This is a genomic window from Arthrobacter sp. NPDC055138 (assembly GCF_053607305.1).
This window is the reverse complement of the sequence record NZ_JBSGTH010000001.1, coordinates 42879-67267: the sequence shown is the minus strand read 5'-3', so window position 1 is coordinate 67267 and position 24389 is coordinate 42879. Positions and strand designations below refer to the sequence as shown.

The window sequence follows — 24389 nt, the reverse complement described above, 5'->3', positions numbered from 1 at the left end:
GGCAATGCACTTAAGTTGAAAGGACTGATGCAGCCGTGACCGACGTCCTCAAGGAGGCACCGATGCAGACCACAAGTTTTGCCGGAACGCAGGCGGCCGACCTCGCCGCCGACACCATCAAGCTGGTCCGTCACTGGCTGACCGAAGCAGAGAAGATTCCGGCCGACGCCGCGGCCGAGCAGTTGGCCGGCGTGCTGAACGATCCCCACGGCCTGGAGTTCACCGTGGGATTCGTAGACGGCGTGATCCGGCCCGAGGATCTGAGGGTCGCTGCCCGCAACTTGGCCACGCTGGCGCCGAAGGCTCCGTCCTTCCTGCCCTGGTACATGCGTGCCGCGGTGCGGACGGGCGGCACCTTGGCGCCGGTGCTGCCGCAGGTAGTCATTCCTGCGGCCCGCCGGGTGCTGCGCGAAATGGTGGGCCACCTGATCGTTGACGCCACCGACGCCAAGCTGGGGCCGGCGATCGCCAAGATCCGCAAGGACGATGTCCGGCTGAACATCAACCTGCTGGGCGAGGCGGTCCTGGGCAGCCGCGAGGCCGAACGCCGGCTGGAAGGCACCAAGCACCTGCTGGCGCGCGACGACGTGGACTACGTCTCGATCAAGGTCTCCTCCACCGTGGCCCCGCACTCTCACTGGGCTTTCGACGAAGCGGTGGAGCACGTCGTCGAGAGCCTCACCCCGCTCTACCGGCAGGCGGCCACCTCCCCGAAGCGCAAGTTCATCAACCTGGACATGGAGGAATACAAGGACCTGGAGATGACCATGGCGGTCTTCACCAAGATCCTGGACCAGCCCGAGTTCGAGCAGCTGGAAGCAGGCATTGTGCTGCAGGCCTACCTGCCGGACGCACTCCGGGCCATGATCCGGCTGCAGGAATGGGCTGCCGCCCGCCGTTCCCGCGGCGGCGCCGCTATCAAGGTGCGGGTGGTCAAGGGGGCCAACCTGCCCATGGAGCAGGTGGAAGCCTCGCTGCACGGCTGGCCGCTGGCGACCTGGGAAACCAAGCAGGACTCGGACACCAACTACAAGCGCGTGATCAACTATGCCCTGCAGCCGGAGCGGATCCGCAACGTGCGCATCGGCGTGGCCGGACACAACCTCTTCGATGTCGCGTTCGCCTGGCTGCTCGCCAAGCAGCGCGGTGTGGAGGCCGGTATCGACTTCGAGATGCTGCTGGGCATGGCGCAGGGCCAGGCCGAAGCGGTGAAAAAGGACGTCGGTTCGCTGCTGCTCTACACGCCGGTGGTCCATCCCGCCGAGTTCGACGTGGCGATCGCCTACCTGATCCGCCGGCTGGAAGAAGGCGCCAGCAGCGAAAACTTCATGTCTGCGGTCTTCGAACTCAGCAAGAACGAGAGGCTGTTCGAACGCGAAAAGCAGCGCTTCCTCGCCTCGCTGGAGGCGCTCGACGACGAAGTGCCGGAACCCGGCCGGCAGCAGGACCGCAGGAAGCCGGAGCCGGCCCGTCCCTCCGACTCCTTCGACAACATCCCGGACACCGATCCGTCGCTGCCCGCCAACCTGGCCTGGGGCAGGGAGATCCTGGCCCGGGTCCCGGCCTCGACACTCGGCCACGACACGGTTGCGGCCGCCCAGATCAGCGACGAGGCGCGGCTGGAGCAGGTGATCGCCAACGGCGTGGAGCAGTCCAAGAGCTGGGGCGCAATGAGCGGCGCCGAACGCGCCGAGGTGCTGCACAAGGCAGGCGACAAGCTGAACGCCAACCGCGCCCGGCTGCTGGAGGTCATGGCGTCCGAGGCAGGCAAGACGCTGGACCAGGGCGACCCGGAAGTCTCCGAGGCCGCCGACTTCGCGCACTTCTACGCCGAGCTGGCCCGGAAGCTGGACAGCGTGGACGGCGCCACCTTCGTCCCGTCGAAACTGACCGTGGTGACCCCGCCGTGGAATTTCCCGACCGCGATCCCCGCCGGAGGTGTGCTGGCAGCCCTCGCCGCGGGCTCCGCCGTCGTGATCAAGCCCGCGCAGCAGGCCGCACGCACCGGTGCCGTGATGGTAGAAGCGGTGTGGGAAGCGCTGGATGAGGCCGGCGTGCCGCGGGACGTGCTGCAGTTGGTGCAACTGGGCGAGCGTGAACTTGGCAAGCAGCTGATCTCCCACCCGCAGGTGGACCGGGTGATCCTCACCGGCGCCTACGAGACCGCCGAACTGTTCCGTTCCTTCCGTCCGGACCTGCCGCTGCTGGCCGAGACGTCCGGCAAAAACGCCATCATCGTCACCCCCAGCGCCGACTTCGATCTGGCCGCCAAGGACGTGGCGTACTCCGCGTTCGGCCATGCCGGGCAGAAGTGTTCTGCGGCATCGCTGGTGATTTTGGTCGGATCCGCCGCCACCTCGCCGCGGTTCCGCAACCAGCTGGTGGATGCGGTCACGTCCATGAAGGTGGGCTACCCGGAGGACCCCACATCGCAGATGGGTCCGATCATAGCGCCGGCCGAAGGCAAGCTGCTGGACGGGCTGACAACGCTGGGGGCCGGGGAAAGTTGGCAGATCCAGCCCCGCCAACTCGACGGTTCCGGCAAGCTGTGGAGCCCCGGGGTGCGGACCGGCGTGGCGCGCGGATCGCGCTACCACTTGACCGAGTTCTTCGGCCCGATCCTGGGTGTGATGACCGCCGAAACCCTGGAGGAAGCGGTGGCCATCACCAATGACATCGACTACGGACTGACCTCCGGCCTGCATTCGCTGGATGCGGATGAGCTGGATTACTGGCTGCAGAACATTCAGGCCGGCAACCTCTACGTGAACCGCGGCATCACCGGAGCCATTGTGCGGCGCCAGCCGTTCGGCGGCTGGAAGAAGTCCTCGGTGGGCGCTGGCACCAAGGCCGGCGGACCCAACTACTTGATGGGGCTCGGCGAGTGGGAGACGGCTCCGTCCACGGCTGCGGCGGAGGTGCACGGCGCCGCGGCCAAGCTGCTGGAGGCCGCACGCAGGGCCGGGCAGTCGCTGTCCGCGGAGGAGTTGGGCGGGCTGGAGCGTTCGCTGCGTTCCGACGCCGCGGCCTGGGCCGACGAGTTCGGCGTGGCCAAGGACGTCTCCGGGCTGACGGCGGAGCGCAATGTGTTCCGCTACCTGCCGGTTCCGGTCACGGTCCGGTTGTCCGAAGGCGAGCCGCTGGCACAGTTGGTCCGCGTGCTGGCCGCCGGCGTGCTGGCGGGTTCCGATGTGGCGGTATCCACCGCCGTCGCGCTTCCCGCGTCCTTGCAGGCGCTGGCCACGGAGCTGGGCCTTGAGGTGACGGTGGAGGACGACGGCGCCTGGCTGGCCCGGCTGCCCCGGCTCGGTGCCGGGCGGATCCGCTTGATCGGCGGGGACGCCAAGGCGCTGGCCGTCGCCACCGGTGGGCGGCCGGATGTGGCGGTCTATGCCCACCCGGTGACCGAAGCCGGCCGGTTGGAAATGCTGCCCTTCCTGCACGAGCAGGCGGTCAGCATCACCGCGCACCGCTTCGGCACCCCCGACCATCTGGCCGACGGCCTGATCTGAGCGCTGCGGCGACTCCACCCGAACCGCCGCACCCCCCCCGGGCCGCCGCCACCCCCCGGGCCGACTATTCAGCAGGCGCCCTTCTCAAGCGTGAGGAGGGCGCCTGCTGAATAGTGGATGCCAGGAGCTGTCCAGGGCCGGGCGGCGTCTGCTCAGCCGTGCCGCCGCGTCCAGCCGACCGCGTGCAAGGTGAGCACACCGGCAATAGTAACCAGCCCGGCGAGCAGCACATTGGGGGCCACGGTTGACAACAGGAAATACCACGGCGGCCCGAAGGGGCTGCTCGGCACAGCCTCAGCTTCCATCTCGATCAGATACGGCGCGACCGACGCCCACGTGCCAAAGGCGGTGAGCCCGAGGCCAAGCACCCAAAGCGCCACCAGGAAGGGGTTGATCGTTCGGTGCGCGGCGGGAGTGCCTTCCGGCCGGACCTGTGCTGCTGCGTCCGGCGGAATGATCTCGGCGATGCCGGTCGACTGCGCGAGGCTGTCGCCCTCAAGCTCCGTTGCGGCAGCGTTGAAGGCGGGTCGGGCATCCTTGGCGTGTACGGCGGGGGGTGCCGCGGGCCTGGCCGGGGCTACTTGGGGCACGGCGGGCCGGGCGGCGCTTCGCGCAGTTTCATGGGCTACACCGCCCCGCTGGTAGATCGAGTCGTACCGCTGGTCGAACTGTGATGCGGACATGGTCCCCCTTGGCCGGCCTTTCTTTGAGAATCTACCGGATGCCGGGCAACGCTGTTAGGCTGTGCGCCATGGGAATTCTGATTTTCGGGTAACCAGGTCCTGGACCGGTCAAAAACGACGACCGAAACAATGCTTGCTGAGGCTCTACCTCGCGAGTGGTTCCCTGAATCCACCCCCGCTCTCCGGATCCGATCCGGCTATTTGGCGTCCGCGCCTTGAGCCCTGATCCGGCGGAGAAGTCTCCAGCAGGCTCGATGAGAATCCGAAGGAGAGCCATGACTGATATCGATCCGCGGGCGCCGAAGCCCGCCGAACTGAGTGCACCGAACATCCACCTCGCTCCGGCCGCCGCAGCCAAGCTGACCGCTGAGCAGCAGGCCAAGCTGGCCCCGCGGGGTGCGAAGGCCGGCGATCTGCCCGGCTGGCACAGCATCGGCAACAACCACAAGCCGAAGCATTCCAGCGGCAGGCAGGGTCCGCAGGAGAAGAAGGTGCGCTGGTAAAAACAGCGCAGTACACCCGCGCAGTGCCCCGGACGGACAGGTTCCGCCGGGGCACTGCGCCTCTGCGGATCTGCAGGGAGGAGGCAGCGTGAGACCTGATGTGCGCCGCATGCTGTTGATCCAGGCGGGCAACATCCTGCTGCTGGCCATTGCGGCGGGTGTCATCGTGATGGCCCTGGACGCCCTGACCGCTTATGCCACCGGGGCTCGGGACGAGCCCGACGCGGGCGGCGCGCTCGCCTGGATCTCGCTGGCCGGTTCGCTCGCCGTCATGGTGCTGGCGATTCTTGCGTACCGGTGGACGGCTCGGGGCGAGCGCTACGCGCCGTTGTTCGCTGTACTCGGCTGGGCCGTGCTCTGGCTGCCGCTCAGCCTGACCCTGGGCGCGGCCAGCGGCACACCGCTGTTGGCCTTCATCGCCACGCTGGTCTGCGGGGCAGGGATCGTGCTCTCACTGGTGGCGCTGGGAAGCAAGAAACCGCGCTGATCCGCCGGCCCCGCGCCGACGACAATGCGCCGCACGCCGCCGGCGCACGCCGGTACCGGAGGTTGACCTAGAGGCTGCCGCGGGTTTCGTCTCGACGGATGGTTTCGCCGGTGTTCGGGTCCTGCACCTGGCGGCTCTCGGTCACGCGGTGGTCTCTGCGGGGAACGGCCATGACGATCGAGATGATCAGGCCCAGCACGCCGACCCCCATGAGGATCCAGCCGATCAGTGTCAGGTCGATGAAATCCACGACATCCGCAACAGCGAAGGCCAGGATTGCGCCGATGGCGATCAACGCAATTGATGATCCGATTCTCATAGCCACTAACTCCTTTTACATAGGGCGGCCGGCGCAGCCAGTACTGAGCCGACCGTCGGACAGGAAGTACGCGGTGCAATTGTCAGCATACTTGCTGTTTGGGAGAACGTCCCGGAAGCTGTGATTTAGGCTTAAGGCCGGAACACCATTGCGGTGCTGAGAGTTCCAGGAGGTTTTGTGGCCAAAGGACGGAAGATCAATCCAGCCATGCGGGTGGCTACGGATGCGGCCTTCGATAAGCAGGGCAACCCGAAACCCGGCACGACCACTGCCTTCATGAGGGCCCTGGACGTGCAGCGGCCGCTGGTGCTGGCCAATCTGGACCGGCTGCGGCGCAAGTATCCGGACGCCACGCCGGCGGAGCTGGCCGCGAAGCTGGAGAAGCACTATCTGACAACGGTGAGCTCAGGCGGTGCGGCGGTGGGTGCCACCGCCGTCGTTCCCGGGATAACCGCGCTGGCCTCGCTGGGCCTGTCTGCGGTGGCGACCGTCGGCTTCCTGGAATCCACGGCGCTCTTCGCCCAGTCCATCGCCGAACTGCACGGCATTGACACCGAAAACCCGGAGCGCTCGCAGGCCATGGTGATGGCCATCCTGATGGGCGAGGAGGGCCGCTCGCTGATCAAGGAGTTTGCCGGCCAGGCCGGCGGCCGCGGAGGGAATCCGACCCGCGCGTGGGGAAACGCGGTGGGCAGCACCATGTCCTCCGGCATGGTCAGCTCTCTGGTGGACAGCCTGAAGAAGCGGTTCCTGGCCAAAATAGTGGCCAAGCAAGGTACCGCGATGCTGGGCCGGGTCATTCCGTTCGGCATTGGCGCGGCGGTGGGCGGTGTGGGCAACCACGTGATGGGCCGGCGCGTCATCGGCGCCACCAAAACGGCCTTCGGTGAACCGCCGCTGGTCCTGCCGATGTCACTGGTGGAGGATCTGGTCGAAAACCGGTACCGGCTGGGCGCACTTCCGGCAGCGCCTGGGCGATTGACCGCCAAAATGGTGGAGAAGCTGCCCGTGGTCAGGCGCAAAGGCCAGAAGGCCATCACGGAGTCCGCGGACCATGACCGCGAGTGACCGGCCGGGGATCGACCTGAACAGCGACCTCGGCGAATCGGTCGACGGCCGGCTGATGGGCGACGACGCCGCGATGTTCCCCCTGATCACCAGCGCCAACATAGCCTGCGGCTACCACGCCGGCGACGACGAAACCATGCTGGCCAGCTGCCGCCGCGCGGCCGAGAACAGGGTGGCGGTGGGCGCGCACGTTTCCTATCAGGACCGCGCCGGGTTCGGCCGTCGGTCCATGGAGGTGGCGCCGGCCGACTTGGTCGCCGATGTGGCGTCCCAGCTGGCTGCCCTCGACCGGATTGCCCGCGGGGCGGGAACGCCCATTGCCTATGTGAAGCCGCACGGTGCCCTGTACAACCGGATAGTCCACGACCGCAGCCAGGCCGCGGCCGTGGTGGAAGCTGTCGGTGCCTTCGATCCGCGGCTTCCCGTCCTGGGGTTGCCGGGATCCGCCGTGCTCGAGCTGGCCGCCGATGCCGGGCTGCCGGTGTTCCGGGAGGCGTTCGTTGACCGCGGCTACCGCGCCGACGGCACGCTGATTCCGCGCGGCGAGCCGGGCGCCCTGCTGGAAGACCTGGAGCAGATTGCCGACCGCGCGGTGGAATTCGCCCTGCGTGGCGCGGCCGATTCGCTCTGCGTCCATGGCGACACCCCCGGGGCAGTGGCCATGGCGCGGCTGGTCCGGCAGCGGCTGGCCGCGGCGGGCATTAGCCTCCGCCCCTTCACCGATGCCGCCCGGACCTCCGGACGGTAGGGTGCGGATCCTGCCCTTCGGCGAGGGTGCACTGCTGGCCGAATTCCCCACCCTGGACGACGTCCTGGCCCACTACACCGCGCTCTCGGCTTCAACGCCGCCCGGGGTAACGGAGCTGGTTCCCGCTGCCCGCACCATCCTGGTGACATTCGCCGCCCCGGCGAGCACCGCCGTCGTCCGACACTGGCTGGAACAAACGGCACCGCACGACGTCGAAGCAGGCACCGCCGCAGACCCCGGGGACGTCCTCACCCTTGAGGTGGACTACTCCGGCCAGGACCTGCCGGAGGTGGCGAGGCTGCTGGGCGTGAGCGAGGCTGAGGTGGTCCGCCGGCATCAGCAGTGCGAGTGGATGGCCGCCTTTACCGGCTTCGCGCCCGGGTTTGCCTATCTGGTCACACCGGAGAATCCGCTGCAGGTGCCGCGGCTGGCCGAACCGCGGACCCGCGTGCCTGCCGGATCCGTGGGGCTGGCGGGCGAGTTCAGCGGCGTCTATCCGTCGGCGTCGCCCGGCGGCTGGCAGCTGATCGGCAGGACCGATGCGCGGCTGTGGGACGCCGCGCGGGAACAGCCCGCGCTGATAGCGCCGGGAACGCGCGTCCGGTTCAGGGCGGTGCAGTCGTGATCACGGTGGTCAAGACCGGGCCCGAACTGCTGGTGCAGGACCTCGGCCGTCCGGGCCACGCCGCCATCGGGCTCGGCCCGTCCGGGGCGCTGGACGCCCGGGCCCTGCGTGCTGCCAACCGGCTGGTGGGTAACCCGGAGTCCGCAGCGGGCCTGGAGCTGCTGTTGGGCGGGGCGGTTCTGCAGTTCGACGACGACGCGGTGGTTGCACTGACCGGCGCCTTCGGCGAGGTGTCGGCCTCGGGAAGCGGGAGCATGGACCGCTACCGCCCGTTCCGGATCACGGCGGGCCAGCGGCTGGAGATCGGCGTGGCCACGTCCGGACTGCGCTATTACCTGGCAGTGGCCGGCGGCATCGTGGCCGAGCAGCTGATGGGGTCGGCGGCCACCGATCTGCTGTCCGGGATGGGCCCGGCGCGGTTGCAGGACGGGGACGTGCTGCGGGTCGGTGCCGACACCCCGGCGCCCGAGTCGCCATGGATGCCGGTGCCGCTTCCGCCCGCGGGCACCGTGGCCGTGCGGTTGCAGTCAGGCCCGCGGCTGGACTGGTTCGCCCCGGACACCCGCCAACGATTGACGCTCGGCAACTGGACGGTGAGCGCCGACAGCAACCGCGTGGGGCTGCGGCTGCTGGGGCGGCCGTTGCGGCGGGTGGACGAACGGGAACTGCCCAGCGAGGGCATGCTCACCGGCGCGGTGCAGGTGCCGCCGTCCGGGCTGCCCACAGTGTTCCTGGCCGACCACCCGGTGACCGGCGGCTATCCGGTGCCGGCCGTGGTGGCAGCGGCGGACCTGCCGCTGCTCGCCCAGGCCCGTCCCGGCCAGCGCATCCGCTTTTTCTGGGCCGGCTGAGAACGGCCCCGGCGCGGGCCGGTTCTGGCCCCAGATCGATCCCGGCGTGCTGACCGCAGCCCGCCGGGCCGGTCTATCCGAAGACGGCGGTGGCCACGGTGAAGATGGTCAGCCCGGCCAGCGATCCGACCACTGTGCCGTTGATCCGGATGAACTGCAGGTCCCGGCCCACCTGGAGCTCGATCTTGCGCGACGTCTCCTGCGCATCCCAGCGCTCCACCGTCTCGGTGATGACGCTGGCGATTTGCGAACGGTAGGTCCGGACCAGGTACCCCGCCGCTTCCTCGATCCAGCCGTCGATTTTGGCCGCCAGTTCCGCGTCGGTGGCCAACCGGTGGCCGAAGTCGGCCAACGCCCGCTTGAAGGCCAGGCTCAGCTCGCTCTGCGGATCTTCCACCGCCTCCAGCAGCGCTGTTTTCAGCGTCTCCCAGGTCCGGGTGGCCAGCGCCCGGACTTCGGGATCGCCCAGCGCGTTGTGCTTGATCGCTTCGACCCGCGCCATCATCTCCGGATCGTGCTGCAGATCCTGCGCCACGGAGTTGAGATAGGCGTCCAGCTGCCGGCGCATCGGATGGTCCGGGTCGGCCTGCACCGCAAGGATGAACTTGTACAGCTCCAGATGGACCTTGTCGCCCACCAGCGAATCCACGAACTGCGGCACCCAGGTCGGCGAGCGGTCGGAGACCAGCCGCGCCACGGTCTCTTGGTTGTCCAGCACCCAGTCGGCGGCGCGGTCCAGCAGCAGATCCACCAGCTTCAGGTGGTGGCCGTCGCGCAGCACATGCTCGGCCAGCCGCCCCAACGGCGGACCCCAAGGTGGATCCAGCAGGTGGCGGCGGGCCAGCGACTCGATCAACGCCTGCACGTCCTCGTCGTTGAGCACTTGCAAGGCCCCGCGGATGGCCGTGGCTCCCTCGCGGGCGACCCGTTCGGTGTTCTCCGGCCGTTCCAGCCAGAGCCCGGCCTTGGCGGTAATCCCGAGTGAACCGATCTTGGCCTTGACCACGTCCTCCGCCAGGAAGTTCTCCCCCACGAACTGGCCCAGGCTCGCCCCAATCTGGTCCTTGCGGCGCGGGATGATCGCGGTGTGCGGGATCTTCAGCCCCATCGGGTGCTTGAACAGCGCGGTCACCGCGAACCAGTCCGCCAGCGCGCCCACCATGCCGCCCTCGGCCGCGGCCCGCACGTAGCCCAGCCACGGATAGCTGTCCTGCAGAGCGAAGGAGACCAGGAAGACCAAGGCCAGTACCACCAGCAGCCCGGTGGCCAGCAGCTTCATCCGGCGCAGGCCCGCGGCCCGGACGCTGTCCGGCACCGCAGCGGTCCGGCTGCCCCCGTTCGGTCCGCTTCCGGGCATGTTCCCCGCCGCGCTTCCGTCCCGCGGGTCGCCTCTCGGCCCGTCCGCCCGTTCGTTCGCCGTGTCAGGTGCGACGCCGCCGCCAGTCTGAGTGCCCATGTTGCCTCCGAAGCCGAATCGCCGAACGATCATTGACCGTTCACCCTTCAGTCAACCCTACGGCGGGTCCGGTTGTCCGGTCATCGCGTACGGTGAATTCATGGACCAGAGGATCTATGCGCACCGCGGTTCCAGCGAGCAATATGCGGAGAACACCCGAGCCGCCTATCTGCAGGCGATCGCCGACGGCGCTGACGGGATCGAGTGCGACGTCCACCTGACCAAGGACCGCCGGCTGGTCTGCTTCCACGACTTCACGCTGGACCGCACCTCCAACGGCACCGGCAACGTTTCCGACTACACGATGGATGAACTGCTGCAGCTGGACGTCAGTTCCTGGAAAGGCGTGCCGATTCCGCCCGAATACGGCGGCACCGCGGACCAACTGGTCACCCTGGACGACCTGGTGGACCTGATGCGGGGCGCCGGACGGCCGCTGGGCCTGGCGGTGGAGCTCAAGCACCCCAGCCCGTACGGGCAGGAGCTGGAAGACGAACTGCTCAAGTACCTGATGGCAGAGGGCTGGGACCCGGACACCTCGCGGCTGGACAACATCCAGATGAGCTTCATGAGCTTCCACCCGGACGCGGTGAAGTACCTGGCCGACAACATGCCCGGCGAATATGTCTGCCAACTGCTGGATGACATTGACGCCGAAGAGCTCAAAGCCAGCCTGATGATGGGCGAGCTAACGGTCGGCGCAGTGGCCGGACTGTTGCGGCGGGCGTTGTCCGAAGGCGAGGGGCTGATCGAGGAGCATCGCGTCGGTCTGGCCGGACCTGGCGTGGACTACGTGCGCTCACATTTGCCGCTGGTCCGCCGCTGGCTGGATGCCGGCACGCAGTTCCGCGTCTGGACGGTCGACGATCCGCAGGACGTGAAGCTGTGCCGCGAACTGGGCTTCGGCGAGATCACCACCAACCGCCCGGCCGAGGTCCGCCGGCAACTGGAGACGGCCCGCGTCTAGGCCGCCGTCGCCCGGGATAAGCAGCCTGCGGCCACTGCCGCATCCAGTACCTTTGTGGTTTATTTGGTGCATGGCATCTCCCATTGAGGATTATGCACTCATATCGGATCTGCACACGGGAGTGTTGGTCTCCCGGTCCGGGAGCATGGACTGGCTCTGCCTGCCCCGCTTCGACTCGCCCTCTGTATTCTCCGCGCTCTTGGGCGGCCCCGGACACGGCCGCTGGCTGCTGGCCCCGGATGGTGCGCATTCCCAGACTGACTCTCCGATGGGGGCCGGCCCGGAGGGCAAACAGGGCAAGGACCCGGCAGATGTGCAAGGGAGCCAGCAGCCGGTCTCCACACAGGAACAGGACGAAGCGGTCTCCTCGGATCCGGAGGCCCACGGGCAGTCCGCCACCGAGGAGGCCAAGAGGGCTGCCGTGACGGGCCGCGCGGCCCGCGAAGCACAGTCCGGTGACGCGGACGGCGAAGCAGATCAATCCGGCGACGCGGCCGGCACCGCCGAGGCCGGGGACTCCGGGGCTGCCACCAGCGCCACGGCCGAGTCGGCGGCCGGCTCAGGATCCGGGCAGTCCACTGCGGCGGACGCCATGCACAAGGGAGGTGTGGCCTCAGCGCCCGTCCACCGGCAGCCCGCTCGGGATCACCGTCCGCCGACCGCCGCCGACGCAGCAGAGGAACCGCACGCCGTCGTCGTGAGGCGCACCTATATTGTGTCCACGTTTGTGCTGCAGACCCGTTGGAAGAGCAGCACGGGCGAAGCGCTGATCACCGAGTTCATGCCGGTGGGCGACCGCAGGGCGTCCTTGGTGCGGCGGGTTGAGGGCCTGTCCGGGGAAATGAAGATCCGGCAGGAGCTGATCATGCGGTTCCACTACGGGGACGTGGTCCCCTGGGTGAACCGGGTCAAGGACGAGCAGACCGGGAAGGAATCGATTGTCGCGATTGCCGGGCCCGACGCGCTGGTGCTGCACGGAGATGACCTGCCGCGGGCCGCGGAGCGCCGGCACCGGGGCGAATTCACCATCAGGGCCGGCGAGCGGGTGGACTACGAGCTGTGCTGGTTTCCCTCCCACCGGACCGTCCCGCCGATGATCGACGTCGACGCCGCGCTGGATGAGACGGTGAACTTCTGGCAGAACTGGTGCTCGCGGTTCCCGCCGCAGGGCGACTACCACGCCATGGTCAAGCGCTCGCTGCTGGTGCTGCGCGCCATGACGCATGAGACCACCGGCGGAATCGTTGCCGCGCCGACCACCTCGCTGCCGGAGGCCGTCGGCGGGGAGCGGAACTGGGACTACCGGTACGTCTGGCTGCGCGATGCGGCGTTGACGCTGGAATCGATGATGACGCACGGCTATGAGACCGAGGCCCTGCAATGGCGCAACTGGCTGCTCCGCGCGGTGGCCGGAGACCCGGAGGACCTGCAGATCATGTACGGGGTGGCCGGCGAACGCGATCTTCGGGAGCGCATCATCGAGCATCTGCCCGGTTATGAGGGCTCCGCACCGGTCCGGGTGGGCAACGGCGCCGTGGACCAGTACCAGGCGGACGTGATCGGCGAGGTCATGGTGGCGCTGGAGAAGCTGCGCAACTTGGGCGGCAGCGAGGACCACTTCTCCTGGCCGCTGCAGAAGGCCATGCTGCACTACATCGAGAAGCACTTCGACGAGCCGGACCAGGGCATCTGGGAGATGCGCGGTCCCCGGCGGCACTTCACGCACTCCCGGGTGATGATGTGGGCAGCCTTCGACCGCGGCGTCCGCGCGGTCCGGGAGCACGGGCTGGACGGCAAGGCCGTGCGCTGGACGGAATTGCGGGACCGGCTGCGCGAGGAGGTCATGGAGCACGGTTTCAACCGGGAGATCAACTCCTTCACGCAGTCCTACGACAGCACCGAAGTGGACGCGTCGCTGCTGGTGCTGCCGCAGGTGGGCTTCGTCAAGTACGACGACGACCTGATGCTCGGTACCGTGGCCCGGCTGGAGCAGGAGCTCGTGGACGCGGACGGGCTGATCCTGCGCTACCGGACCGGCTCCGGGATGGACGGGCTGGCGCCGGGCGAACATCCCTTCCTGGCCTGCTGCTTCTGGCTGGTGGAACAGTATGCCCGCTCCGGGCGGATCGGCGATGCACGCGACCTGATGGACCGGCTGATGGGTTACGCGAACGAGCTGGGGCTGATGGCCGAGGAGTATGACACGGTGAGCAAGCGGATGACGGGCAACTTTCCGCAGGCGTTCTCGCACCTGGCCCTGATCCGGGCGGCTGACGCGATTAACGGCCACGCGCAGGACGCGGTGTAGCCCGCCCGCACCGCTCGTTCCTTCCTGCACGACGACGGCGGTGCCCCTTCCGTGCGCCCGCGCGGCACCCCGTGGCCCGGCTACTGTAGATAGGTGAAGTTTTTTCAGTCCCCGGCCGTGAAGGTGGGGCTGTCCATCTCCATCGCCACCGGACTGTACGGGGTCTCCTTCGGCGCGCTGTCAGTGACGTCCGGACTGGACCTCTGGCAGACCATGGCGCTGAGCCTGCTGCTCTTCAGCGGCGGCTCCCAGTTCGCCTTCATTGGGGTGATCGGCGGCGGCGGGACCGGCGTGGCGGCGATGACTGCTTCCGCCTTGCTGGGCATCCGCAACGGCATCTACGGCATGCAGATGAATGCGCTCGTCTCCCCGCGCGGCTGGCGCCGACCGCTGGCCGCCCAGGTGACCATTGACGAATCCACCGCTACGGCGTCCGGCCAGGAGGATCCCGGCGAGCAGCGGCGCGGCTTTTGGACAGCCGGCGTGGGTATATTCCTGCTATGGAATCTTTTCACCTTGGTGGGAGCGCTGGCCGGTAACGCGCTCGGAGACCCGAAGCAGTGGGGCCTTGACGGGGCAGCGGTCGCCGCTTTCCTGGCCTTGCTCTGGCCGAGGCTGAGAGGCAAAGAGCCGGCCGCCATCGCCGCGGTGTGTGCCTTGGCCACGCTGCTGGCCGTGCCGTTCGTCCCCAGCGGCGTGCCCATCCTGGTGGCCGCAGCCGTCGCGGCGGCCATCGGCTGGTTCACGCACAAGCCGGTTCCGGCCGGGATGGCCCCGGACATCGAGCCCTACGACGAACCGTACGCCGAGCACGACTGCAGCCACACACTGGCCGAATCCGAGCGGCGCGCCGCGGGGCTGGACGGCGGCCCGGCCGACGGCGCAGACGGAAAGGATGCCCCGTGAGTCTCTGGATCTGGATCCTGATCGCCTGCGCCGTCTCCTACCTGACCAAGCTGGCGGGCTACCTGGTGCCGGCCAAGTGGATGAAGAACCAGCGGATGTCCCGCATTGCCGCCACCATGACCATTGGCCTGCTCGCCTCGCTGACCATGGTCAACACCTTCTCCAGCGGCCAGCAGTTGGTGTTCGACGCCCGGATCGGAGCCCTGCTGGCCGCAGCCGTCGCGCTGCTGCTGCGTGCGCCGTTCCTGGTGGTGGTCATCGCTGGCGCCGCCGCGGCCGCCCTGCTCCGCCTGTCCGGCTGGGGATAGCCGCGCGGCTGCCCCGCACACGCTGGCTGTGGTTCGACCTCAATGGGGGGGGAATGACTCTTAAGGCGCGATTGACGACGGCGGTGCGCACCGCCGTCGTCAATTGAGCAGTCAGGAGTCAGTCAGCGATCTTGGCGACCAGCCGGCCGACGACCTCGCCCCTCTTCAGCTTTTCCAGGCCTTCCGGGATCTCCTCGAAGCTGATCTCGGTGACGGTCGGGTTGAGCTTGCCGGTGGCGAAGTAGTCGTAGACGCCTTGCACGTCCTCCTTGGTGCCGCCCTGCGAGCCAACCAGGGTGACTTCGGACAGAATCAGCGTCTTGGTGCTGATGGTGGCTTCCAACCGGCCCATGCCGACCTGGACCACGCGGCCGCCGCGGCGGACCGTCTCGACGGCCTCGGCGGTGGTGGTGCCGAACCCGGCGAAGTCCACGATGACGTCCAGGCCAATCTCCTTGAAGTCAGCGATGGACTTGGCCACATCCTTGGCTCCGACCTCGCGGACCTGGTCCCAGACCTTCTCGTTGACTTCGGCCACGTAGACCTCCGCGCCGGCCAGGACGGCTACGCGGGCGCCGATGGAGCCGAGGCCGCCGAAGCCGATGATGCCGACCTTGTCGCCGGCCTCGACCTGTCCGTTCGCGATCACGGCGTGGTGACTGGTCATGCCGGCATCGGTGCCGGCCGCGCCCTGCGAGAAGCTGACGTTGTCCGGAATGCGGACCAGCGCCTCCTGGTCGATCGCAGCCTTGAAGGAGAAGCCGCCGTCGAACGCGTAGCCGGGAGCGCCAGCGGACGTGGTGGGGCAGAAGCCAACGCGGTCTCCGACCTTCCAGTCGGTCACGCCGTCGCCCACCTCGGTGACGACGCCGGCGACTTCGTGGCCCAGTGTGATGGGGCGCTTGGCCAGCGTGGAGAGCCAGCCCTCGTCTTCGAGCATGCCGACGTCGGAGTGGCACAAGCCGGCCGACTTGATATCGACGACCACACCGCCGGGGGCGGCCGTTGGCTCCTCGACGTCGGTCAGTACAAGGGGCTCGTGGGTATTGGTGAACTGCCAGGCTTTCATAGGTTTTCCTTTGGCTGCGTGTCTGACGTTCCGCTCCGTAGGGTCTGGCCGGAGCAGCGGGGCTCGTGGCCCTCCTGTCACCGTAGCCCGGCCACTCCAAAAGTTCCATGTATATGCATGTACCGTCCATCACCCTCCAGTGTGACCCAGCGGGCACCGCCGATTGCGGCAGGTGACGGTGGACCTGTCGTTGGCTGTGGCCCTGTGGAAGACTGAAGCCATGCTTGTAGCCTTCTCTGTTGCACCCTCCGGGGTTCCCACCGCCGGACCGGCACCGCACGACGCCTCGGTGCACGACGCCGTCGCCGAAGCCGTCCGGATCGTTCGGGAATCGGGCCTGCCGAACAAGACCGATGCCATGTTCACCACCATCGAGGGTGAATGGGACGAGGTCATGGACGTGGTCAAGCGCGCCACTGAAGCCGTGGGCAAGTACGGATCACGGGTTTCGCTGGTGCTGAAAGCTGATATTCGTCCGGGCTACTACGGAGAGCTCGCCGGAAAGGTGGACCGGCTGGAGGCCGCGATCACAGAACGGGATCAGAAGTGAGCCACGAGCGCGGCAGGCAGGACGCCGACCGGGCCGAAACGTGGACAGCGGTCGAGGACTACCTGACCGTCACCTTGGTGGGCGAAGATGCGGCCCAGGTGTCGGCACGGGAGAGCGCGGACCGGGAGGGCCTGCCGGCCATTGAGGTCAGCGCCCCGCAGGGGAAGCTGCTGATGCTGCTGGCCAAGCTGACCGGTGCGCGCAAGGTGTTGGAGATCGGCACGCTCGGCGGCTACAGCACCATCTGGCTGGCCCGCGGAGTCTCGGATGGCGGCGAAGTGGTCAGCTGCGAGTACGAGCCGCACCACGCAGAGGTCGCCCAGCGGAACCTGGAGGCCGCCGGCGTGGCGGACAAGGTCAGCATCCGGGTGGGTGCCGCGCTGGAAACGCTGCCGAGCCTGGCCGCCGGGGACGACGGGCCTTTCGATCTGGTGTTCATTGACGCGGACAAGGAAAACAACCGGAACTACGTTGAGTGGGCGCTGCGGCTGACGCGTCCAGGCAGCCTGATTGTGGTGGACAACGTGGTCCGCTCCGGGCAGGTGCTGGCCGAGGGCGGCGGTGGAAGCACGGAGGACCGCGACATCCGGGGAACCCGCGACGCGCTGGCGCTGCTGGGCTCCGACGAGCGCCTCGATGCCACCGCGATCCAGACCGTGGGCGGCAAGGGCTGGGACGGTTTCGCGCTGGCTCTGGTCAAGTAGCCGATGGGGCGGCGAAGCGCCCGTGCCGACGCGTCACGGGAGCCGGAGGCGTCCGGCGGGCCGGCCGAAGGACGCTACGAAATCTCTTCCGGAATGGCCGAACTGATCCGGGAACCGGAATCTGCGGACAGTTGGCTGCTCAAGATCAACGGCGTCCAGTCCTCCCACGTGGTGATTGGCGATCCGCTGCGCCTGGACTTTGAATACATGCGCTGGATGGCGGCGTTGATCGGATCCCGCTGGGAGTCCGGGGACAAGCTGCGCGTACTGCATCTGGGCGGCGGAGCCTGCTCGATGGCCCGTTATCTGGCGGCCGCCTATCCGCAGGCGCGGCAGGTCGTCGTCGAGATTGATGCGAAGCTGGCCGAGCTGGTGCGGCGGTGGTTCGACATCCCGCGCGCGCCTCTGGTGCGGATCAGGGTAGGCGAAGCGCGGTCGGTGACCGAATCGCTGAGCGAAGACAGCAGGGACCTGCTGATTCGCGACGTCTTCTCCGGCAGCACGACCCCGGAGGGGCTGACCACGCTGGAATTCACCCGCGCGGCGCGGCGCGTGCTCTCGCCCGGCGGCGTCTACCTGGTGAATTGCGGAGATACGCCCCAGCTGGCCGGGGCGCGCGAGGAAGCGGCCACCATCGGCGAGGTCTTCGAGCATCTGGTGATGATCGCCGACCCGCCGATGCTCAAGGGCCGGCGGCACGGAAACGTGGTGATCGCCGCCAGCGACGAGCCGCTGGAAACCGGCCCGGCGCTGATCCGCGAGCTACTGCACGGCGCGGTGCCCGCCCAGCTGTGGAGCGGGGCAAAAATAGCGCAGTTTTGCAGAGGATCGGCGATCCGGCAAGACCCTCCGGTCAATTAGCTGCCGTTCCTTGAACGTTATGACTTCGGCCCGGATTTGTTTGTAAGATGGAAGCGAACGGCCGATCCTCGGTCGTATAAGGCCCGGGAGCGAGCCGCTTGCGGCGGGCTCTCCGGAGGCAGGCATAGAAAAAACGGCTTCGACACTATGGATGGTGGCTGGAGCGCTATGTCTGCTCAGCCGGACTTGGTCCGGCGCCGGATGCCGGGTGCTGACAACCTAATCCCCCCAAGTTAGGTACAGTGCCCGGCATCTCGGTCAATTGAATCCTTTAACCGCACTGTTCACCGATCACCTTCACCCTTCGCTGTCCTTCCCAACAGTTCTGCCTCCCTGTTGCGGGCCTCCCGCCTCAACACCTCGACGACGGCGGCCACTGCCGGTTGCCGCAGTGATTCCGGGCGGGCCACCAGCCAGTAACCGAGACGCTCCTCCAACTCCTCCGGCAGGATGCGGACCAGATCCGGATGCCGGTTGGCCATGAAGCACGGCAACAAGCCCAGGCCGGCGCCGGCGCGGGTAGCCTCCACATGGACAAACACATTGGTGGAACCGAGGGCTGTCACCATCGCCGGCAGCAACCGGCGCGGGGCATCCAAATCGTCCACCTGCAGCATCGAGTCGATGAAATACACCAGCGGGTGGTTCATGGCCGCGCGGACGCTGCCCGGCGTGCCGTGCTTGGCCAGATAGTCGCGGGAGCCGTACAGGCCCAGGACGTAGCTGCCCAGCCGGATGGATCGGGCGCGGTTGACTTGCGGCCGCCCGACGACGACTTCGAAATCCAGGCCAGGGCGATGCTGCGAAGCCCGCCGGGCGGCAGTCACGATCTCCACGCTGAGCTTGGGGTGGTGCTGCTGCAGGCGGGCAATTGCCGGCGCGGCGACGAAGGCGCTGAAGCCGTCGGTGGCGGACATTCTCACCACGCCCGCCAGCTGGTCCGCTTCATCCGGCGTGCGGTTGAGCCCCGCCAGCGATTCCTCGATCCGTTCGGCCACCGTCGCCGCCTTGCGGCCCAGATCGGTCAGTTCCCAGCCGCCTGGCGCGCGGGAGAGCACGCGCCCGCCCAAGCCCTTCTCCAGTGCGGCGATCCGACGGGAGACAGTGGTGTGGTTCAGGCCCAGGTTGTCGGCCGCGGAGGTGTACCGGCCGGTGCGGGCCACAGCGAGCAGGATGATCAGGTCGTCCGGGTTGGTGGGCTGGGGCGCGGAAGTCATGTCTGCATTTTTGCAGACTAGGCCTGCAAAGTTTGCCATTGATGCACACGCCGGAAGAGGGAATACTCAGGGTGGTCGAATTGTGACCTCACTCACAGGCCACCGGAGCACTCCCGGCGGCCGCGCACCGCAGTATCCGCACGCCACGCAAGGAGAAAGATGAGCGCCCACGCTACCCCCACCGGACCCGGATCCGGTGCCTCGCACGAGTCACCACCGTCGGTCCTGCGCAAGGTTGTTATTGCTTCCATGGCCGGCACGGTTGTGGAATGGTACGAGTTCTTCCTCTACGCCACGGCCGCCACGTTGGTTTTCGGCGCCCTCTTCTTCCCGGATGCCGGCACCGAACTGGACGCGATCATCGCCGCTTTCGTCACCTTCGCCGTCGGCTTTATCGCGCGGCCCCTAGGCGGCATCGTATTTGGGCACTTCGGTGACAAGGTCGGCCGGAAGAAACTGCTGCAGCTGAGTATCATCCTGATCGGCACAGCCACCTTCCTGATGGGCTGCCTGCCCGGGTTCGACCAGATCGGTTACTGGGCGCCGGCCCTGCTCGTGGCCTTGCGGTTTATCCAGGGCTTCGCCATCGGCGGCGAATGGGGCGGCGCAGTGCTGCTGGTCGCCGAGCACAGCCCGGCTGCCAAGCGAGGCTTCTGGGCGTCCTGGCCGCAGGCCGGCGTGCCGATGGGTAACATGCTGGCCACTGTGGTGCTGTGGGTCATGTCCGGCATCCTCTCCGACGCCGAATTCCAGGCCTGGGGCTGGCGCGTTGCCTTCTGGCTCTCCGCAGTCATCGTGATCGTGGGCTACTACATCCGCACCAAGGTCACCGAGGCGCCGATCTTCCTGGAGGCCCAGGCAGAGTCCGCCAAGGTCAAGTCCACCTCCTACGGTGTGGTGGAAGTGATGAAGCGCTACCCCCGCGGCGTTTTCACTGCCATGGGCCTGCGCGTGGCAGAGAACATCATCTACTACATCGTCGTGGCGTTCTCCATCACCTACCTGAAGACCGTGCACGACTTCGACGTCACCACCGTGTTGGGCCTGCTGATCCTGGCGCACGCCTTCCACTTTGTGGTGATCCCGTTCTACGGACGGCTGTCGGACACCATCGGCCGCCGGCCGGTCTACATGGTCGGAGCCGTACTGTCGGGGGTCTGGGCCTTCGTCGCCTTCCCGATGTTCGACACGCAGAACCCGATCATCATCCTGGCCGCGATCTTCCTGGGCCTTGCCGTGCACGGCCTGATGTATGCGGGTCAGCCGGCCATCATGGCGGAGATGTTCCCCACCCGGATGCGCTATTCCGGCGTCTCGCTGGGCTACCAGGTGACGTCGATCTTCGCCGGCTCGCTGGCCCCGATCATCGCTTCCACCCTGCTGAAGGACTTCGGGCACTGGCTGCCGGTGGCCCTGTACCTGGTGGTCGCTTCGGTCATCACCATCGTGGCCGTGTACTTCGCACGTGAAACCAGGGGCGCGTCGCTGCGCGATCTGGATCGGGCCGACATCGCCGCCCAGACCGGAGCCGAGGTACGGACCCAGGCCTGACAAAGCCCAAGCCTGCCCGTGGCCCTGACCTGGCCACGGGCAAGCAAAAGGGACCGGCGCCATCCGTTGGGGGAGGCGCCGGTCCCTTCGCTGTTCAGCGAGAGGCTGTTGTCAGCGGAAGCCGATGAGCTGCTCGACCGGCCCGATCCCGAAGAAGAGCACGAAGGCTGCGGCAACAATCCACATCAGCGGGTGGATCTCCCGTGCCCGGCCCTGGAACGTGCGCACCAACACGTAGGCGATGAAGCCCGCGCCCAGACCGTTGGCAATGGAGTACGTGAACGGCATCAGGGTGAAGGTCAGGAAGGCCGGGATGGCCACGCCCCAGTCGGCCCAATCGATCTTGCCCACCTGGGAAACCATCATGAAACCGACGACGACGAGCGCCGGCGCCACTGCCTCGAACGGCACCAGCGAAATCAGCGGGGTGAAGAACATGGCCAGCAGGAACAGCAGCCCGGTGACGACGTTGGCCAGGCCGGTGCGCGCACCTTCGCCAATGCCTGCGCCGGATTCCACGTAGATCTGGTTGGAAGAGACCGATGCGGCGCCGCCGGCAACCGCGCCCACTGCGTCGACGATCAGCACCCGGTCCACGTGCGGAATGTTGCCCTGCTTGTCGGTCAGCCCTGCCTCATTGGCCAGGCCCACCATGGTGCCCATGGCGTCGAAGAAGATGCTCAGCAGGATGGCGAAGGCCAGCAGGGAAGCGGCCGTGAAGCCCAGCGTGCCGAAGGAGCCGAAAATGCTGACCTGGCCGACCAGGCTCAGATCGGGCAGTCCCACCCAGCTACCGGTCGGCAGCTCGGGCACCACCAGGGACCAGCCCTGCGGGTTGAAGCCGTCCGGGCCCACGGACGGCCCGACGTTGGCCACTGCCTCGATGATCACCGCGAGCACCGTGGCGGACAGCACGCCGATCAGGATGCCGCCCTTGACCTTGCGCACCACCAGGGCGATGGTCAGGATCAGACCGAAAATGAAGACCAGGGTCGGCCAGCCCAGCAGCACGCCGTCGAACCCCAGGCCCACCGGAACAGTGGTGCCCGCGGCGTCCGGGATGCGGCGGATGAAGCCAGCGTTGACCAGGCCGATCAGAGCGATGAACATGCCGATGCCCACCACAATGGCGGTCTTTAGGCTTTGCGGCACAGCGTTGAACACCGCGGTCCGGAACCCGGTGAGCACCAGGATCAGCATGGTGATACCGGAGAGCACCACCAGGCCCATGACGTCCGGCCAAGTCAGGCCAGGATTGGTAGCGACCGTGATGGCGACGAAGGCGTTGACACCCAGGCCGGTCGCCAGGGCGAACGGGTACTTGGCCCACGCGCCCATCGCAATCGTCAGCACGCCGGCCACCAGGGCCGTCACCGCCGCGACGCGTTCTGCGCCAAGCATGGCTCCGGTTGAATCGGCGCCGCCCAGGATCAGCGGGTTCAGCACCACGATGTAGCTCATCGCGAAGAACGTGGCCAGGCCGCCGCGGATTTCACGTGAATAGTTGGAGCCGCGCTTGGTGATCTCAAAGTATCGGTCGAGCACCGAAGTCTTGTCGGCTACTGCTGCCTTTGCGGGCATGGGGAATGTCCTCCACGGGTGAGTGGCATAGTTGGAAGTTTCCCCAGAATTCTACGCTCCTGCTGTGCGCAGAGGCGTACGACGGCGGTGCTTGGCTCCCGATCCTCAGGCGACGGCCGTGCGGCCGGAGGACGCGATGGCGTTTCCGGCCACCTTCGCCTGCCGGATAATCTCCCGAGTACTCGGGGCCAGCAGGTCCGCCACGCCCACCAGATACAGGCCGATGGCGTTCAGGACAGCAACTGCGTTTTCCCCGGCCGCGATGCCCAGGCTGCGGAGCAGGCGCCGCATCTGGTTCTGCGCGCAGCCCGTCAGGACCACCGAATCGGCCACCAGCAGCCCGCGCTCGGTGCGGATGACCCACCGCTGCTGACCGTCCCGGCTGATCGAAGGGACACGCCCCGCGTTGTCCTCGGATGCAACTGAGTGAGTGCCCGGTTGCTTTGACGGCGCAGCTTTTCCGGAGGTCCGGCTAACGCCGCAGGCAAAGGTGCTACGCCGGATGTCCAGGGCATGGCTGGCGGCGTAGGCCTGCAGCAGCCGCAGCAGGTCGTTGCGTTCGCCGCGGGCCGATGAGTCTGGCAACGCGGAGCGGCGGCTGGGGTCGGACGGCTGCGCAAGCAGCCCCTCCACGACGATCGAGGACACGCCTCGGCGGCTCAGTTCACTGGCCACGGCCAATCCGGGCAGCCCGGAGCCGATGACCACCGTGGTGGTGTACTCGGTCGGCACCTCTGGGATGGAAACGCCACTCACGGCACGGACTCCTTGAACGGTAGGGAGAACCTCGGACGGCGAACGGACCGCCCGTAATGCATTGTGAAACTGTTGTTCAACAAGTAATTTCCTCGAAGCCTACATAACTTTTCGGCCACTGAGAAGGCCTTTGCCGCGGAGTAAGCTGAGGGTAGCTGGCGAGGGAGCCAGTGCTACGTTGAGGGAGGCGGAACGAATGACAGAAGCCACAGCCGGAAGCGCCGGACAGGGTGCCGCACGACGCGGCATCGTCGTCGGAGTTGATGGTTCCGACCAGAGCATCTGTGCGTTGGTTTGGGCTGCTGAGGAGGCGCAGCGGCGCCGGACCCCACTGCATGTCGTGACTGCCTACACCGTTCCGGTTTTTGCTGCATCCAGCATGGATGCCGGCTATGCCACGCTGGACGATTCCGTGATCCGCGAAGGCGCCGAAGCCGTGCTGGAGCAGGCCGTCGCCAAAATCGGCGGCTACAACCTGGACGTGGACTCCAGAGTCGAAACCGGCGATGCTGCCGGCGTCCTGCTGGAGCTCTCCGAACAGGCCGAACTGATCGTTGTCGGCACGCGCGGGCGTGGCGGCTTCATGGGCAGGTTGCTCGGCTCGGTCAGCAGTGCCGTCCCGGCCCACGCGGAGTGCCCCACAGTGACCATTCCGCTGGCCTGCGCGCCCCGACTCGGCGATCTGGACATCGAAGTCCCACGGTCCAAGGAACAAGCCGTGCGGCCGGAGGACATCGAGAAGGTCGTCGTCGTCGGCGTCGACGGGTCGGAGCAGGCACGCAATGCCACCCTGGTGGCAGCAGAGCAGGCGGAACGGCTTGGCTATCCGCTCAAGATGGTGTGCGCGCTGCCGCCGTTCACCGGCTCGCTGGCGTGGGTGCCCGCGCCGCTGGACCGCGAAGCGCTCTACGCGGATATCCGGGAGCAGCTCGACGCCGGCGTGGCCTGGATCAAGAGCCACTTCCCGAACCTGCACGTCATCGGCGAGGTGCAGGACGGCTCGCCGGTGGAACTTCTGATCGATGCTTCCCGCACGGCAGAACTGCTGGTGGTCGGCACACGCGGCCGTGGCGGCTTCGCCGGCATGCTGCTCGGTTCCACCAGCCAGGGCGTGCTTCACCACGCCAGGGGGCCGGTCATGGTGGTCCCGGACCGGCAGGATCCACGGCTGAACGACCGCCGGAACTTCGGTCCCCTGCCTGACGCCGACGAGCGGTAACCACCGCAGTACACATGGGCCGGGGACGGAAACAAACAAAGTCTCGGCCCGGCCCAGTTCCTTCTTTTCCCACCCCAACCACCCCCCCCCCCCCCAAAGCCGTCCACCTTCCCCCCCCCTCACCCCCCCTCCCCCTCCAC

The 24389-nt window shown here is 67.5% G+C and carries 23 protein-coding genes; 16 read left to right on the top strand and 7 right to left on the bottom strand.

Annotated elements, in window-relative coordinates; genetic code table 11:
• Positions 1–62 precede the first annotated feature (62 nt).
• Positions 63–3512: a bifunctional proline dehydrogenase/L-glutamate gamma-semialdehyde dehydrogenase gene (locus ACWF5H_RS00355; protein ID WP_452034134.1), complete on the top strand. Its 3450-nt coding sequence runs from the start codon at positions 63–65 to the stop codon at positions 3510–3512.
• Positions 3513–3664: 152 nt separating this feature from the next.
• Here the strand turns inward: ACWF5H_RS00355 and ACWF5H_RS00350 are convergent, their stop codons facing one another.
• Positions 3665–4195, bottom strand: coding sequence for a hypothetical protein (locus ACWF5H_RS00350; RefSeq protein WP_452034133.1), 531 nt, complete (start codon positions 4193–4195; stop codon positions 3665–3667).
• 275 nt (positions 4196–4470) lie between these two features.
• On the opposite strand from ACWF5H_RS00350, the gene ACWF5H_RS00345 reads away from it, so the two are divergent.
• Complete coding sequence (locus ACWF5H_RS00345) at positions 4471–4698, top strand: hypothetical protein (protein WP_452034132.1); 228 nt, start codon at positions 4471–4473, stop codon at positions 4696–4698.
• An 88-nt stretch (positions 4699–4786) separates the two neighbouring features.
• The gene (locus ACWF5H_RS00340; RefSeq protein WP_452034131.1) at positions 4787–5185 is read left to right on the top strand and encodes a hypothetical protein; all 399 of its coding nucleotides are present in this window, start codon (positions 4787–4789) and stop codon (positions 5183–5185) included.
• A gap of 67 nt (positions 5186–5252) precedes the next feature.
• On the opposite strand, the gene ACWF5H_RS00335 is transcribed toward ACWF5H_RS00340, so the two are convergent.
• Positions 5253–5504 (bottom strand): DUF6458 family protein, encoded by a 252-nt coding sequence (locus ACWF5H_RS00335; RefSeq protein ID WP_452034129.1) that lies wholly within the window; start codon positions 5502–5504, stop codon positions 5253–5255.
• Between the two features lie 177 nt (positions 5505–5681).
• On the opposite strand from ACWF5H_RS00335, the gene ACWF5H_RS00330 reads away from it, so the two are divergent.
• Genes ACWF5H_RS00330 through ACWF5H_RS00315 form a run of 4 tightly spaced genes read left to right on the top strand, consistent with a single transcriptional unit; the run spans position 5682 to position 8796 of the window.
• The gene (locus tag ACWF5H_RS00330; RefSeq protein ID WP_452034127.1) at positions 5682–6572 is read left to right on the top strand and encodes a hypothetical protein; all 891 of its coding nucleotides are present in this window, start codon (positions 5682–5684) and stop codon (positions 6570–6572) included.
• Positions 6559–7320 carry a LamB/YcsF family protein gene (locus ACWF5H_RS00325; protein ID WP_452034126.1) on the top strand — a complete coding sequence of 254 codons (762 nt, stop codon included), beginning with the start codon at positions 6559–6561 and terminating at the stop codon, positions 7318–7320. The genes ACWF5H_RS00330 and ACWF5H_RS00325 overlap by 14 nt, the downstream gene beginning before the upstream one ends.
• Position 7321: 1 nt before the next feature.
• A complete protein-coding gene (locus ACWF5H_RS00320; RefSeq protein WP_452034125.1) occupies positions 7322–7945 on the top strand; it encodes a 5-oxoprolinase subunit B family protein in 624 nt (207 codons plus the stop codon).
• The gene (locus tag ACWF5H_RS00315; RefSeq protein ID WP_452034124.1) at positions 7942–8796 is read left to right on the top strand and encodes a 5-oxoprolinase subunit C family protein; all 855 of its coding nucleotides are present in this window, start codon (positions 7942–7944) and stop codon (positions 8794–8796) included. The genes ACWF5H_RS00320 and ACWF5H_RS00315 overlap by 4 nt, the downstream gene beginning before the upstream one ends.
• 73 nt (positions 8797–8869) lie before the next feature.
• Here ACWF5H_RS00315 and ACWF5H_RS00310 read toward each other — a convergent pair whose 3' ends face one another.
• Complete coding sequence (locus ACWF5H_RS00310; protein ID WP_452035289.1) at positions 8870–10153, bottom strand: DUF445 domain-containing protein; 1284 nt, start codon at positions 10151–10153, stop codon at positions 8870–8872.
• A 199-nt stretch (positions 10154–10352) separates the two neighbouring features.
• Here ACWF5H_RS00310 and ACWF5H_RS00305 point away from each other — a divergent pair, with 199 nt between their 5' ends.
• The 4 genes from ACWF5H_RS00305 (at position 10353) to ACWF5H_RS00290 (ending at position 14741) form a co-directional block, all read left to right on the top strand.
• Positions 10353–11219: a glycerophosphodiester phosphodiesterase family protein gene (locus tag ACWF5H_RS00305; RefSeq protein ID WP_452034122.1), complete on the top strand. Its 867-nt coding sequence runs from the start codon at positions 10353–10355 to the stop codon at positions 11217–11219.
• Between the two features lie 52 nt (positions 11220–11271).
• Positions 11272–13527: a glycoside hydrolase family 15 protein gene (locus ACWF5H_RS00300; protein WP_452034120.1), complete on the top strand. Its 2256-nt coding sequence runs from the start codon at positions 11272–11274 to the stop codon at positions 13525–13527.
• Between the two features lie 93 nt (positions 13528–13620).
• Complete coding sequence (locus ACWF5H_RS00295) at positions 13621–14433, top strand: AzlC family ABC transporter permease (RefSeq protein WP_452034119.1); 813 nt, start codon at positions 13621–13623, stop codon at positions 14431–14433.
• Positions 14430–14741, top strand: a complete 312-nt coding sequence (locus ACWF5H_RS00290; protein ID WP_452034117.1) for an AzlD domain-containing protein — start codon at positions 14430–14432, stop codon at positions 14739–14741. Before ACWF5H_RS00295 ends, ACWF5H_RS00290 begins: the two co-directional genes overlap by 4 nt.
• A 118-nt stretch (positions 14742–14859) precedes the next feature.
• On the opposite strand, the gene ACWF5H_RS00285 is transcribed toward ACWF5H_RS00290, so the two are convergent.
• Entirely contained in the window at positions 14860–15810 is a 951-nt protein-coding gene (locus tag ACWF5H_RS00285) for a zinc-binding dehydrogenase (RefSeq protein WP_452034115.1), read from the bottom strand.
• 220 nt (positions 15811–16030) lie between these two features.
• Between ACWF5H_RS00285 and ACWF5H_RS00280 the strand changes: the two genes are divergently transcribed.
• From ACWF5H_RS00280 to ACWF5H_RS00270, 3 genes are all read left to right on the top strand, one after another.
• Entirely contained in the window at positions 16031–16360 is a 330-nt protein-coding gene (locus ACWF5H_RS00280; protein ID WP_452034113.1) for a thiamine-binding protein, read from the top strand.
• Positions 16357–17064, top strand: a complete 708-nt coding sequence (locus ACWF5H_RS00275; protein ID WP_452034112.1) for an O-methyltransferase — start codon at positions 16357–16359, stop codon at positions 17062–17064. The genes ACWF5H_RS00280 and ACWF5H_RS00275 overlap by 4 nt, the downstream gene beginning before the upstream one ends.
• Positions 17065–17157: 93 nt before the next feature.
• Entirely contained in the window at positions 17158–17925 is a 768-nt protein-coding gene (locus tag ACWF5H_RS00270; RefSeq protein WP_452034111.1) for a spermidine synthase, read from the top strand.
• 284 nt (positions 17926–18209) lie between these two features.
• Here ACWF5H_RS00270 and ACWF5H_RS00265 read toward each other — a convergent pair whose 3' ends face one another.
• On the bottom strand, positions 18210–19142 hold the full coding sequence (locus tag ACWF5H_RS00265; RefSeq protein ID WP_452034109.1) for a LysR family transcriptional regulator: 933 nt from the start codon (positions 19140–19142) through the stop codon (positions 18210–18212).
• Positions 19143–19301: 159 nt separating this feature from the next.
• Here ACWF5H_RS00265 and ACWF5H_RS00260 point away from each other — a divergent pair, with 159 nt between their 5' ends.
• Positions 19302–20693, top strand: coding sequence for an MFS transporter (locus tag ACWF5H_RS00260; protein ID WP_452034108.1), 1392 nt, complete (start codon positions 19302–19304; stop codon positions 20691–20693).
• A gap of 111 nt (positions 20694–20804) precedes the next feature.
• Here the strand turns inward: ACWF5H_RS00260 and ACWF5H_RS00255 are convergent, their stop codons facing one another.
• Positions 20805–22274 carry an NCS2 family permease gene (locus ACWF5H_RS00255; protein ID WP_364652203.1) on the bottom strand — a complete coding sequence of 490 codons (1470 nt, stop codon included), beginning with the start codon at positions 22272–22274 and terminating at the stop codon, positions 20805–20807.
• A gap of 105 nt (positions 22275–22379) precedes the next feature.
• Positions 22380–23030, bottom strand: a complete 651-nt coding sequence (locus tag ACWF5H_RS00250; RefSeq protein WP_452034106.1) for an FAD-binding protein — start codon at positions 23028–23030, stop codon at positions 22380–22382.
• Between the two features lie 196 nt (positions 23031–23226).
• On the opposite strand from ACWF5H_RS00250, the gene ACWF5H_RS00245 reads away from it, so the two are divergent.
• Positions 23227–24249: a universal stress protein gene (locus ACWF5H_RS00245; RefSeq protein WP_452034104.1), complete on the top strand. Its 1023-nt coding sequence runs from the start codon at positions 23227–23229 to the stop codon at positions 24247–24249.
• Positions 24250–24389: the final 140 nt, after the last annotated feature.